The 12,987-nt window shown below is 47.1% G+C and carries 16 protein-coding genes and 1 pseudogene; 15 read left to right on the forward strand and 2 right to left on the reverse strand.

Going from position 1 to position 12,987, the window contains the following annotated elements; all coding sequences use genetic code 11:
• The 13 genes and pseudogenes from QZ076_RS11025 to QZ076_RS11085 all read left to right on the forward strand — a co-directional run.
• A pseudogene (locus QZ076_RS11025) lies at window positions 1–353 on the forward strand (hypothetical protein); the annotation flags it as partial.
• A complete protein-coding gene (locus QZ076_RS11030) occupies window positions 337–681 on the forward strand; it encodes a four helix bundle protein (protein WP_046149214.1) in 345 nt (114 codons plus the stop codon). The pseudogene QZ076_RS11025 and the gene QZ076_RS11030, both read left to right, overlap by 17 nt.
• A gap of 12 nt (window positions 682–693) precedes the next feature.
• Window positions 694–1,203 carry a hypothetical protein gene (locus tag QZ076_RS11035; RefSeq protein ID WP_293713360.1) on the forward strand — a complete coding sequence of 170 codons (510 nt, stop codon included), beginning with the start codon at window positions 694–696 and terminating at the stop codon, window positions 1,201–1,203.
• Window positions 1,204–1,205: 2 nt separating this feature from the next.
• The gene (locus tag QZ076_RS11040) at window positions 1,206–1,487 is read left to right on the forward strand and encodes an HU family DNA-binding protein (protein ID WP_293713362.1); all 282 of its coding nucleotides are present in this window, start codon (window positions 1,206–1,208) and stop codon (window positions 1,485–1,487) included.
• A gap of 3 nt (window positions 1,488–1,490) precedes the next feature.
• Window positions 1,491–2,651, forward strand: a complete 1,161-nt coding sequence (locus QZ076_RS11045; RefSeq protein ID WP_293713364.1) for a hypothetical protein — start codon at window positions 1,491–1,493, stop codon at window positions 2,649–2,651.
• A 64-nt stretch (window positions 2,652–2,715) separates the two neighbouring features.
• Window positions 2,716–3,186: a hypothetical protein gene (locus tag QZ076_RS11050; protein WP_293713366.1), complete on the forward strand. Its 471-nt coding sequence runs from the start codon at window positions 2,716–2,718 to the stop codon at window positions 3,184–3,186.
• A gap of 17 nt (window positions 3,187–3,203) precedes the next feature.
• Complete coding sequence (locus QZ076_RS11055) at window positions 3,204–3,341, forward strand: hypothetical protein (RefSeq protein ID WP_293713367.1); 138 nt, start codon at window positions 3,204–3,206, stop codon at window positions 3,339–3,341.
• A gap of 49 nt (window positions 3,342–3,390) precedes the next feature.
• A complete protein-coding gene (locus QZ076_RS11060) occupies window positions 3,391–3,840 on the forward strand; it encodes an HU family DNA-binding protein (RefSeq protein ID WP_293713369.1) in 450 nt (149 codons plus the stop codon).
• Between the two features lie 4 nt (window positions 3,841–3,844).
• Window positions 3,845–4,051: a hypothetical protein gene (locus QZ076_RS11065; RefSeq protein ID WP_293713370.1), complete on the forward strand. Its 207-nt coding sequence runs from the start codon at window positions 3,845–3,847 to the stop codon at window positions 4,049–4,051.
• Complete coding sequence (locus QZ076_RS11070; RefSeq protein WP_293713371.1) at window positions 4,041–4,895, forward strand: D-Ala-D-Ala carboxypeptidase family metallohydrolase; 855 nt, start codon at window positions 4,041–4,043, stop codon at window positions 4,893–4,895. The genes QZ076_RS11065 and QZ076_RS11070 overlap by 11 nt, the downstream gene beginning before the upstream one ends.
• Before the next feature lie 55 nt (window positions 4,896–4,950).
• On the forward strand, window positions 4,951–6,513 hold the full coding sequence (locus tag QZ076_RS11075; RefSeq protein WP_293713373.1) for an ATP-binding protein: 1,563 nt from the start codon (window positions 4,951–4,953) through the stop codon (window positions 6,511–6,513).
• A 20-nt stretch (window positions 6,514–6,533) separates the two neighbouring features.
• Window positions 6,534–6,758, forward strand: a complete 225-nt coding sequence (locus tag QZ076_RS11080) for a hypothetical protein (RefSeq protein ID WP_293713375.1) — start codon at window positions 6,534–6,536, stop codon at window positions 6,756–6,758.
• Window positions 6,759–6,800: 42 nt separating this feature from the next.
• Window positions 6,801–9,200 (forward strand): glycoside hydrolase family 95 protein, encoded by a 2,400-nt coding sequence (locus QZ076_RS11085; protein WP_293713377.1) that lies wholly within the window; start codon window positions 6,801–6,803, stop codon window positions 9,198–9,200.
• 19 nt (window positions 9,201–9,219) lie between these two features.
• On the opposite strand, the gene QZ076_RS11090 is transcribed toward QZ076_RS11085, so the two are convergent.
• A complete protein-coding gene (locus tag QZ076_RS11090; RefSeq protein WP_293713379.1) occupies window positions 9,220–10,185 on the reverse strand; it encodes a GNAT family N-acetyltransferase in 966 nt (321 codons plus the stop codon).
• The gene (locus tag QZ076_RS11095) at window positions 10,142–11,101 is read right to left on the reverse strand and encodes a phosphatidylglycerol lysyltransferase domain-containing protein (protein WP_293713380.1); all 960 of its coding nucleotides are present in this window, start codon (window positions 11,099–11,101) and stop codon (window positions 10,142–10,144) included. Before QZ076_RS11095 ends, QZ076_RS11090 begins: the two co-directional genes overlap by 44 nt.
• A 196-nt stretch (window positions 11,102–11,297) precedes the next feature.
• Here QZ076_RS11095 and QZ076_RS11100 point away from each other — a divergent pair, with 196 nt between their 5' ends.
• Together QZ076_RS11100 and QZ076_RS11105 are read left to right on the forward strand one after the other, a co-directional pair.
• Window positions 11,298–12,104: a helix-turn-helix domain-containing protein gene (locus QZ076_RS11100; RefSeq protein WP_293713382.1), complete on the forward strand. Its 807-nt coding sequence runs from the start codon at window positions 11,298–11,300 to the stop codon at window positions 12,102–12,104.
• A gap of 24 nt (window positions 12,105–12,128) precedes the next feature.
• Entirely contained in the window at window positions 12,129–12,974 is an 846-nt protein-coding gene (locus tag QZ076_RS11105) for a helix-turn-helix domain-containing protein (protein WP_293713383.1), read from the forward strand.
• Window positions 12,975–12,987: the final 13 nt, after the last annotated feature.

Here is a 12,987-nt window from a genome sequence, read left to right on the forward strand (position 1 = left end):
ATAAAGTATCGAAACATCCGTTGAGCGAAGATGAAGAGGAACATTTTCTACAAAGTCTGAATTCGTATTTGGGACTGATGAGACATCACAGTAGTTTGAACTTGCGGAAGAAGGTCAGGGAATGGCTTTCGCCGGCACTCGACAGATTATACTATGTCAGTCCCGAGAAAATAATCCGGAAAGAGAAGGTGCGTCTGTTGCGCCACCAGACCGTAAGGAATATTTGCTCGACTATAATAAGAGGTCAGAAAAAGGCCGGGCTGGTTCCCGGAAACTACGACGATTTGTATCAGGTAGTGTATGCATCCAGATACAATTGTTATGAAATATTGAATCATGGCTTTACATACTGAAACTCCGCTTTATCTGCGGACGGTTGAACTGATAAAAATGATCTATGCTGTCTCGCATCACGCTCCCCGCGAATATAAATACACCCTGATGCAGGATATCCGCAGGGACGCGATGAACCTGACCCGTTGTATCTACCGGGCGAATGTGTCGTTGGACAAGTCGCCCCACCTGATGCAACTGGTGGATGAGTTCGAATTCCTGAAACTGGAAATCCGCCTGTGTAACGATCTGCGTATCATCGACACGGGTAGTTATGCCAAGTTGGTCCTGTTGATGGAAGATATCGGACGGCAGATAACAGGGTGGCGGAAAAGTGTAATTAAATAAAAGGAATTATTTATGGACTTGAAACAGAAGCTGGCTTTGGAGACAGCCGAGAGTACTCATATATACTTATATCGCGAAGGTCTTTTCTGGAAGGCGTATGAGCGTTCGGCAATTAAATTTATACAGACCATAACTGCTTATCAGGTAAATACCCGTTTCTGTAAGGTGGTTAATATGGAAGTGATCTCGCTGGGTTTTCCGGATGCGGTTCTTCCGAAGATACTTGAAAACCGGGAGTATGATAAAATAGATGAAAAGCAATTGGCTATCCGGTCTGTATTACTTGGTGACGAGGAGTTTGCTACGGAGAAAGGTCGGTATATATCCAATATGATGCAGGCATTGAAAAAGGAAGTTTTGCCGGAAACCGCTCCTGTCCGGAAAGAACCGGATGCCGGCGCACAGGTACTGGAACGGCTGCGATTATATGATATAGCGGGGGTGACTCCAATAGAGTGTATGATCTTCCTGTCGTCGTTGAAGAAACAATTGGAGAATAACATAACATTAAAAAACAACTGATTATGAACAAAACAGATTTAGTGAACGCATTAGCGGATAAGATGGGTATCCCGCAGTGTAAATCCCGGCAGTTCCTCAATGCTTTTCAGGATGTGCTGACGGAAAGACTGGGACAAGATGAAATAGTACTTCAGGGATTCGGTTCCTTTAAGGCCTGGGAGCAGACGAAACGTTCGGGACGTAACCCGCGTACTGGTGTTCCTTGTGTGATAGAGGCCCGTACCAGTGTGAAATTTAAACCGGGAAAGTTTTTGCTGGAGGCGCTGAATCCTCAAAACAAATAGTGTATGAAGAAAATAATAACGGAAGGACTGGCCGGTTTATGTTTGCTGGCTGTCCTGCCTTCGTGTAAGACAAGCCGGCAGGATATGCAGCCGGCGGGACGTATGGAAAGAGCTCAGTCGACTGTGATCGGGAAGGATTCGTCTGCAACAGCATTCGTGCGTCGTGCCGAAATACCCTTGTTGCAGGTAGAAGCTCTGACTGTTTTCGGAGGAATGATCAGCTATCTGACCCCGGAACCGGAAGTTGGGCCGGTAGAGAAACTGGATACTGAAAAGCTGACGGCTTATATCGGTTTTCCGGCGGGCAGTGTCAGACTCGAACTGAAATATGGTAACAACCGGGCCGAACTGGAAAAGCTGAAAGAGCGGTTGTCGCAGTTGCAGGGAGCGGAAAACAGGGTACGGGCCGTACGGCTGACCGGCTTCGCTTCGCCCGACGGCAGTACGGGAGAGAATGAACGTTTGGCCGGGAACCGTGCTGTCGGTTTTAAGAACTACCTGCAGAAATTGCCGGAACTGTCCGGTGGCGTGCCGGTCACGATCGACTGGGTAGGCGAGGACTGGGAAGGTCTGCGGGAGCTGGTTGTGAAGTCGGGACGTAGCTATGGTGCGCAGGTGCTGGCCGTACTGGATAAATATGCGGATGCCGACAGTCGGAGGAAGCAGTTGAAGGCGCTCGACAAAGGGGCTGTATATAAGGATATGGAGAAGAGTTTCTTTTCGCGTTTGCGGCGGATGGAACTGGATGTTACGTATGAGACGACTGTAACGACAGATGTCCGGCTACCTGACTTGCAGGTGTTGGCGGAAAAAGTGGCCGCCGATCCGGATAAGCTGACGCTTGGCGAACTCCTGCGGGTAGCCGCATTGTATCGTCCGGGTACGGAGCAATACCGGGAAGTATATGAACTGGCAGCCTATCGTTATCCTGAGAGCCGGGAAGCGATGTTGAATGCGGGTGCTGCTTCGCTGGCTCTGGGTGACCGTGAGCAGGCTGCCTACTTTTTACGGCAGGCCGCCGACGATCCTCGTTCGTGGAACAATCTGGGAGTGCTGTCCCTGATGGAGAACGATCCGTCGGAAGCTATCTCGTGGTTTCGTAAAGCGATGCCGCAAAACCCGCGCCTGGCACGCCGTAATATCCGGATCGCTCAGGGGTATTAATGGTTTTCCGGGCTTTTGTGCCGGACAACGAGGGCTAATCATTCCCCGTTGTTCGGCACTTTTTATGTATAAAATAATAAAAGAACTGCTGGGTGAGAAACCTTCTGGCAGAAAGTTCCGGAAAAAAACGGAACAGATGTCTCCCGAAGAGAGAGCCTTTTATGTAAAAGCGGTCTATGATGCCGCTTTTTGTGATTGGATGGAAATGACTGACGAGTACAGGGATTTTGTCCTGATCTTTGTGTGTAGCGATTGGGGCGGATCTGTCAGGTATCTTCAAACCCATACCGTATTGGGGAAATTGGCTTTCCCCTTGCGCGAACCTCTTATGCTACGCAGGCTTCTCACGCTGACGGAGACGTATGAAGAGGACTTCAGTTTTAACTCCATGCATCTGGCCTTTATCTGGTTTCTGGCTTTTGGCGCGGAAGGGAATTTGCAGTATTTCTCCTGTAAGCTTCGGAAAGACAGGGCCGACAAGGATGATATCGAGGATCTGGAAAACATGCGTAAGTGGGCGGAAAGGCGTAAGTGATGATTAATTGATGTTAAATGGGAGAGGAACCGGTCTATCGCTCTTCTGATATCGCCGGATGGTTTGTGGGGCTAGCAGGACTGTTTTCTCCTCTTTCCGATCGTTTGTTCCCCCGTATTTGGATAGAAGCGGGTTTCCCGGATTTATATCTTTGACATGTGTTCGATATCGTACCTGTTATTATTCATTAAACACATTAGTTTTATGGCAATCAAGTTCAAAATGGTTCCGCGCAAGAATCTGGGAGACGACCAGAAGGAACATCCGGAAAAACAGTATGCGCAAATGGTTTGTGGCGATCTGGTGACTTTTGAGGAATTGATCGAAGAGGTAACCGACAGTTCGGGTGTGAGTAGCGCCAGTGTGAAAGCGGTGCTGGATCGTGTGAATGTGGTATCGATACGCCACTTGCGCAACGGGCGGCGTGTCAATCTGGGCGAATTGGGTAATCTTCGTTTTTCTTTCGGCTCGGAGGGAGTGACCGATGCGAAGGATTTCGATGTAAGTATGATCCGCGAACCGCGTGTTTGTTTCTTCCCCGGTAAGGCGTTGCGTATCGCCAAGAGTCGTACCAACTTCGAGAAGGTGACAGCTTCCGAAGATAAGAATGAAGGTGAAGGCGGTGGTGAGGATGACAGACCGGTGATCGAGTAATCCGATGAAACGGTTGACTATCCAATTGATTATGGCAATCCTGCTCACATTGAGCGGGATTGTCCTTCTCTTCAGTGGATTCTGGATCGATCCGCAGGGACTGATCGATAACAGCGTACTAGTGGCTTTTGGCGAGATCAGCACGTTTGCAGGAGCTCTTTTCGGAGTGGATTATACGTATAAACTAAAAATCAATGAGAATGGAAAGTAGAAGTAAAAAGACCTGGTTGAGTGAGCATTTCAGTCTGGAAGAACTTACGTATAGCCTTACTGCGGTAGAGCATGCGATCGACAATGAACCGTCTCCCGAAGCAAAGAGTTCGTTGCAGCATTTGACAAATTGTTTACTGGAACCCTTGCGGCAGTTGTATGAGAAGCCGATCGCCATCCTGAGCGGTTATCGGAATAAAGAGGTGAACCGTCTGGTGGGTGGCGTGGCTACGAGTCAGCATGTGAAGGGGGAGGCGGCCGATTGTTATACTCCTGAAGGCCCGGCGAAGCTACTGGAGCTTTTGCTACGGTCGGGACTGCCTTTCGATCAGGCGATTCTATATAAGCGCAGGAAGTTCCTGCATATTTCGTTGAAGGCTTCGGGGAAGAATCGTATGCAGGTTATTCTTTGTATGTTATGTGTTATCTTTTTGCTGACAGGATGCGGGGCGCGCCGCACGGTGGCAGGTACGTGTCTGGAAGAACGCAGGGATTCGGTACGGGTAAGCCGCCGGGATAGCTTGATCTGTGTCGCGAATCTGGAAATCACCGACAGTCTTTCGTGGGAGTTGGAGCAGGTCGTATATTTGCCGCCGGACAGTTCCGGCGTGCAATACCTGCAAAGCGTCACTACCGCCAAAGCTGTCCGTATCTGCTCCTGGACGGATTCGTTGCTTTCCTCCACGGGTAGCCATACGGAATATGAGCGTCTTGCCACAGAAAACCTTACCACTCAGCATACCGCCCGGTCCTCCCCCCGGAGCCCTTGCCTGCCGCTTGCCGGATTAGTCTTGTTATTGCTGTTTTGCCTGTGGATTGTGTGTAAACTAAGGAGGGATAAATGAAGGTTGTTTTAAAGAAATTAGTATCTTTGTCTATTACTGTATAAACTGGAATAGAATGAACACAGGACTTCAAAAACTGCCGATCGGAATACAGAGCTTCGAAGATTTACGGAGTAAGGGGTATGCTTATGTCGACAAGACGGATTTGATCTATCGTATGGTGACAACCGGTAAACCTTATTTTCTGAGCCGTCCCCGCCGTTTCGGAAAGAGTTTGCTGATATCGACACTGGAAGCTTATTTCCAGGGGAAAAAAGAGTTGTTTAAAGGATTGGCTATCGAACAGCTGGAGAAGGATTGGATCGAGTATCCGGTGCTTCACCTGGATTTGAATGCGGAGAAGTATGTAACTCCTGAAGCTTTATCTTTTATATTGATCAGACATCTGAATACTTGGGAGGATAAATGGGGGAAAGACGAGAGAGAAAATACGTTGGCGGACCGGTTTCAAGGTTTGATCCGTCGGGCCTATGAAAAGACCGGAAAGCAAGTCGTTGTTCTTATCGACGAATACGATAAACCTTTGTTACAGGCTTTGGGAGACGAAGTGCTGTTAGAGTCTTTCCAGAGTACATTAAAAGGATTTTACGGCGTATTGAAGAGTGCCGATCCTTACCTGCAATTCGTTCTGCTTACCGGGGTGACCAAATTTGCTCATGTGAGTGTGTTCAGCGATTTGAATCAGTTGAACGATATCAGTATGACGCGTTGGTATGCAACTCTTTGCGGCATGACAAAAGATGAGTTGACGGACAATTTCATGAATGAGATAACAGAGCTGGGGGATGCAAATGATCTTACTGTAGAAGAAACAGTAGCTATATTGACTAAGAAATATGACGGATATCATTTTCATCCGGTGGCAGAAGGGGTGTTTAATCTGTTCAGTGTACTGAATGTATTGGATAAACAGGATTTCAGTAATTATTGGTTTCAGACAGGAACTCCCACTTTCCTTATTCAACTATTGAAGAAAAGTAATTATGATCTGCGCAGTATTATCGAAGGGGTGGAGTTGCGTGCTTCAGCCTTTTCGGAGTATAGGGTGGAGGCTAATAACCCGATACCGGTAATTTATCAGAGCGGCTATCTGACGATAAAAGGATATGACAAAGAGTTTCAGAATTATACGCTGGGCTTCCCGAATGAAGAAGTGGAATATGGCTTTTTGAATTTTATAGTGCCTTTCTATACGCCGGTGTCGGATGACAAAAGTGGCTTTTATATCGAACAGTTTATACGTGAGCTTCGTGCCGGAGAAACGGATGCGTTTCTGACCCGGCTTAAGGCTTTCTTTGCAGATTTCCCCTATGAGCTGAATGATCGTACGGAACGACATTATCAGGTTGTTTTCTATCTGGTATTTAAGCTGATGGGACAATTCTGTGAAGCGGAAGTTCGTAGTGCCAGAGGCCGGGCCGATGCGGTGGTAAAGACGAAGGATTATATTTACGTATTTGAATTTAAACTGGATGGAAACGCAGAGGCTGCCATCCGGCAGATCGATGAAAAAGGATATCTGATCCCTTATATCGCAGATGGTCGTACCCTTGTAAAAGTAGGTGCTTCTTTCAGTGCGGAGGAGCGGAATATTTCGGAATGGATAACGAAAGATTAATCATATAAATTAAATATAGTATGGAAACTCCTAAATACAAAGTAATTATAAGTGTGTTGAACTCTTCCAGTGAAGGTTTTGATGAATATTTGAAAATGAGCGAGCGGATCAGCTTGTTTGTGGCAACGGACGGGGCTAGTGAACCGGAAGGGATGATGGAAGAGTATTATATTGCACAGTTTGCAGTGTTGCAGGATAGGCTTTATAAGGAAGCGCTGGAAAAGAAGAAGAACCTTTCGTGCTGACACGGAGGGTGACAGTATCAATTTAGTGGCAATTGTATTATTATGAAAAACAAATGGTTGTGTGTCTCTTTTAGTTTAGTCCTGTTTGTTCAGGGGGCATTGTCCCAGAGCGAACCTTTGAAGATGTGGTATGATGAACCTGCTGATGAGTGGATGAAATCCCTGCCGATCGGAAACGGGCGTCTGAGTGGTATGGTGTTCGGTGGTGTTTCGAAAGAAACCGTTGCCCTGAATGAAATAACGCTCTGGTCCGGTCAGAAGAATGAAGCACAGGAAAAGCCTTTCGGAAAGGAGGAACTCAGGAAACTTCAGCAAATGTTCCTCGACGGAAAGTTGGAAGAGGGGAACGCGATCGCTTCGGAGAAGCTGGTCGGATCTCCTGCATCGTTCGGTACGCATGTGCCTTTCGGTGATATAGAGTTGCTTTTCGGGCAGGGAAATACTGAAGTAAATAATTATAGTCGATCTCTCGATCTGAACAGTGGGATCTCTTCTGTTTCTTATGAACAGGGCGGGGTAACCTATACCCGGGAATATTTCTGTTCGAATCCGGCTGATGTGATGGTAATAAGGCTGACGGCTTCGCAGAAGGGTTCTCAGAATTTCGAGATATGTCTCAATCCGTTGCGTGAGTCTGCTATAACAACAGAAAAGGATGCGATCTGTTTTACCGGACAAGTATCTTTCCCGACTTTCGGTCCCGGAGGTGTTAATTTTTACGGGCAGGTGAAGGTCTTGGCTAACGGGGGAAGTATCCGGCAGAATAAAGAAAGTTTGTCTGTCGAAAATGCTGATGAAGTGCTTCTAATAGCTGATTTGCGGACTGATTATGTTCCCGGAAATATGCAGGAGACGGTATTGTCGGCATTGAATAATGCGGAACGGAAAGGGTTCGATCGACTCAGGCAGGAGCATCGGGCTGACTTTAGCCGGTTGTTCGACCGTGTCAGTCTCACCCTGGGAGGAGAAAAGAAAGAATCGTTGCCTACCGACGAACGGCTGAAATTATTGAAAGAAGGAGGAAACGACCCGGAACTGGCTGCTTTGTTTTTCCAGTACGGACGATATCTGCTGATCTCCGCTTCACGAGCGAATTCTCCGTTACCGGCCAATTTGCAGGGAATATGGAATGATAACCTGGCATGTAATATGCAATGGTCGTGTGATTACCATCTGGATATCAATACGCAGCAGAATTACTGGGCGGCGAATGTAGGTAATCTGCAAGAATGTAATGTCCCGCTGTTCAATTATATAGAGTCGTTGGTTGAGGCCGGTGCTAAAACAGCGGCAACCGTCTATGGTTGTGAAGGTTGGGTGGCCCATACGATGGCGAATGTATGGGGCTTTACGGCTCCCGGTTGGGGAACAGGTTGGGGGCTTCATCCGACGGGAGGGGCGTGGCTGGCCTCTCATATGTGGGATTATTATCGTTTTACGAAAGATGAGGTCTTTTTACTACGGGCTTATCCGGTGTTGAAGCAAACGGCTTTATTCTTCCTCGATTATATGATAGAAGATCCGGATAGCGGGCGGCTGCTGACAGGGCCGTCCACCTCTCCGGAAAACTCTTTTAAGCGGAATGGAAAAGAAATGTCGCTTTCGATGATGCCGACCTGCGACAGGGTGATCGTCTACGAGATACTGAACGCCTGCCAGCATGCGGCGGAGTTGCTTCAGGTGGATGATGAGTTCAGGGGACGGATAATCGATGCCATCGACAGACTGCCTGCTTTTGAAACCGGTAAGTACGGACAGATACAGGAATGGTCGGAGGATTTTGAAGAAGCAGTGCCTAACCACCGGCATACCAGTCATTTGCTGGCTTTATATCCTTACAGTCAGATATCGGTGGAGCAGACTCCGGAGTTGGCAAAAGCGGCTGCTGTGTCGATAGACAGGCGTTTGAATGCACCTGGCTGGGAAGATGTAGAGTGGAGCCGGGCCAATATGATCAACTTCTATGCCCGGTTGAAAGAGGGACAGAAAGCATACGAAAGTGTGCTGGGGCTGATTAATGAGCTGAGTCGTGAGAATATGTTGACAATTTCTCCGAAAGGGATAGCCGGTGCGCCGACGGATATCTTTGTATTCGATGGTAATGAAGCTGGTGCTGCCGGTATTGCCGAGATGTTACTCCAGAGCCATGAAGAGTATGTAGAGCTATTGCCCGCTCTTCCGGATGCGTGGGGTTCGGGCAGCTATGTGGGACTTTGTGCACGCGGCGGTTTTGTGGTGGACCTGTCGTGGAACAACCGGGCCGTGAAACATGTGCAGGTAACAGCTACAACCGATAACACATTGAAATTGAGACTTCCGGATCGGAATGGCCGGGAGAAATACTATAAGAATAAAAAAGAGATCGATCCGGTAACCTTGCCTTTCGGTATTGTACGGATCGGTTTGCAGAAAGGTGATCTTTTTGAAGTAGTTTACGATTGACAAGATGCCTGGTGCCGGATTAATCCAGCATCAGGCTCATATAAGCTTCCCGGTGAGGGTATCCCATCACTATTCGTGTGAAAGTCCGGATATCCTGCTCTTTCAATAATTTTTCCGATACCGGTGCATCCTTATGGGTGGACAGCCAGTGATGCATCAGCCGTTCCGTATCGATCACGCGGGCCATTCCCATCGGGTGTGTTCCGGGAATTATGGGTGGTGTCTTATAGACAGCTTTCTTTACGTTGTTTTGTAGTGTCGCTTCCTGAAGCAGGAGGTTGGCAACCCGGTCGTCGTCGTAAAGAAACTCCTTTATATACAGTTGACGATCGGCTTCCGGTATGCCGTCGGTGTGATCGGGAGGCAGCACAAAGGCTATTCCGACAGGTTGTTCCTGCTCATCCAATGCTGTGAGCATTTGTCCGCCGTCCAGTTGCAGGTCGCGCAGGATAGTGATGAAATCATCCTGCGTATGCAGTACACAGCAAGGGCGTCGGCGCATGTGCTTGTCGAAGAATTTGTACAGGAGGTCTATCGAAGGCACTTCGGGCGGAACAACCGTCAGCTTCGGTGCCCATACCGGTTCTGCAGGGCGGACATATATCTCTTCAGAGTAGTCGAATGCCTCCGTATAACCTTGTTCCCGGTAATAATCGAATAACCAGGGATCGGCCGGGATCAGTGCTGTAACCGCTACCGACCGGTATTTCATTTCCTCGAATGCGTTTTGGATGAGTTGTTTCATCAAGCCTTTTCCGCGCATAGAGGGGAGGGTGCAGGCTCCCGAAATATAAGCTACGGATATTTCCGTTCCGTAGTATGTCATGGTGTAGGGCAGCATCTGCAGGGCAGACACCACCTGACCGTCCTTTTCTATCACCAGGGTGTTTTCTTCTTTATATACCCGGTCGAAATAAAGGCGTATAAATTCTTCCGTATCATTAAACGAGAGACGCCACAGATCGATTACTTGTTGCTTGTTCATCTTGTTTATTGTTTTGCGTTTTCTTTATTGCGGCGTTTTTCTCCAATAGTATGACCGGGTTATAGGAAAGTTTTGCTTTGCGTAGTCCGGGGATACCCAGGTCTTCCTCCCGGTTGACGTAGGTGAACTGTTCCGGCAGGCGGGATGCGAATTCCTGGTTGATAACCGTATAGGCCCCTTCGTAGTCGACATCGGCCTTTTCCACATGTACCCCGAAAGTATCGTGGTTGATCGGTGCTCCGAATGTAAAGGCTATTACTTTTCCATCGACGAGCAGGGCGCCGCCTAACAGTCCGAGTTCGTCGAAATGATTGAGGGCGTAGGTCATGGAAATACGTTCGTAATTCAGATCTTCCGCGTCGTCTTCCGTACGGTTGGCTTTATACCAGGTACATTCCAGCTTCAGGCACTGGGGGATCAGTTCCGGAGTGATAGGGGAATATTTGTACTCATATCTCTTCTTGAAATTGTTGATATGGTTGCGTTTGGACTGATACTTCTTACCTTTCAGCAGTGCCAGGTCTTCACGCAGGTAGATATAGTCGAAATAATCCCGTTCGGGGATGTAAAAGAATCCTCCGGGTAATGCTTTTTCAAGCATTTCTTTGGCGTCGGGAGTCACCCCCAGCATACATAGCGGATGGCCGTGTTCCTGTGAATCGGCCTCCAGCAATTCCAGCGCATACCGCAGGTCGCCTTCTCCTGCCGGGGTCATATAAACAACCCTGCTTTTGTTTTCTATCCGGAAACGGATCAGTAAGAATCCGTCGACCACGGCGAACTCCGTGTCGTACAGAAAACACCAACTGCAAATGTTGGCAAAAGAGTAATCGCAATTGCGATAATTATGAGGATAGGTAAAGGAGGTAATTGTCTCCTTATCCTCTATAGTAATTGGTTTAAAAGGAATCTTCATCGTTTTTCTTTTTGTCGTGCAAATATAAAACTAAAAAGGATGCACGAATGTTCAGAGTGAAAATAATAGTTGTTATCATAAAATGTTCTTAAGATGGTTTTAACTAAAGATAAAATCCTACTGTATAATAAACTAATAATGACGTTTGTATGTTTACCCGATACTTAATTTATACGCTAAAAATAGTAATTAAAAAATGAAAACAGAAAGAATATTACCCGTTGATCTTTACAATACGGTGTCGACACCCGAGCTAACGCTTGAAAGTTCGCTGAAGATTCTATATGTAAAAGATGGTGAAAACTGTAAGTTGCTTCCGTTGGACTCGGGTACATTGGCCGTGATCTGTACCGGGGGAACTTTCAGTTGCCAGGCTATGCATCAGGTTTATGATGTAACTGCAGGACAGCTTCTATTGGTTGGCAGTGATGATGTAACAGAGATAAAATCTTTCCAGTCTACCGGGTTTACCGGTATAATCGTTTATGTATCCGAAGAGTTACTTATTAACCGGCAACGTCTTGTTTACCGAGATATCCCTTCCGACGAAATCGAAGAGACGAGGACTTATCTGAGACTGATCGAATCACAAATCGAGCAGATGAAAGAGATGCGTGCGAAAGTAGTGGAGTCGTTGCTGCGCGCTTTGATCATAAATCTGCAACAGGGAAAATCGGTCTCGGAAGTGCCCAAAACAGAAAATTCACTCTTTTTTCAACAATTTGCGACCTTAATTAGCCGATATCACCATTCTCCTGCGTACTTTTACGCAGAAAAGTTAGGGATCACTTCGCAGGAACTGAATATCCGGTGTAAGCAAGGTGCGGGAATATCGGCTGCCGAATGGATCAGTGAGTTCGTATTGCTGGAAGCAAAAGACTTGTTGTCGAAAACCCGCCTGCGTCCTTCGCAGATTGCTACGATGCTGGGTTTTGCCAACCACGATACTTTTTCCCGTTGGTTCCGCAGGAATACGGGGGAGATCCCTACCGAATGGAGGTAATAATATATAATGTACAGGAATACCATGAATTTATTATTTGAAAACAGCAAGATCAAAGGAAAAGTAATTTTATCGGATTCGCTGGATACTAACCCGGCTTTATTGAAAGACAAAACATTGTATAAGTTTATTTGGGTTGTTTCCGGTCGGCTTGAACTGGATGTCGACCATCAGACTGTCGTGCTGAATGGCGGACAGTTGCTTACTTTGTCTCACCTGCATCATCTGGAATTTATCCGGGTGGACGGAACCTATCTGGCATTGATGTTCAATAGTAATTTCTATTGTATCTATGGTAATGATCACGAAGTTTCGTGCAACGGCCTGTTGTTTCACGGATCTTCGCATGTTGTGGTATTCGACCTGTCTGACGAAGAACGGCGTAGGATCGATACGCTGACAGGTATTATGCGCGAGGAATTCGAGAGTCGCGACCATCTGCAGGAAGAAATGCTTCGTGTTTTGCTGAAACGCTTTATTATATTATGTACGCGTGTGGCAGAAAACCGGCAGGGGGTGAGAAAGGAGAACGGGATGCAGTTTGAGACGATCCGCAAGTTCTATGTATTGGTCGACACCTGGTTCAAGGAAAAGAAGCAAGTTCAGGAATATGCCGATATGCTGAATAAATCTCCCAAAACATTGGCGAACCTGCTGGCGACTTACCAGCAACCTTCGGCTATCCGTATTATCCACAACCGGATACAGGCCGAAGCGGAACGTTTGTTGCTCTACACTACCAAAAGTTCCAAAGAGATTGCTTTGTCGTTAGGATTTGAAGACCAGGCGACCTTCAGCCGGTTTTTCAAAAATACGACGGGAATGAGTACAACTGAATACCGGAAGAAGAATAAGATCATCAAAGAATAGCCAAATCGCCAAC

Origin of the sequence: uncultured Parabacteroides sp., from assembly GCF_905196875.1 — a bacterium.
GTDB lineage: Bacteria > Bacteroidota > Bacteroidia > Bacteroidales > Tannerellaceae > Parabacteroides.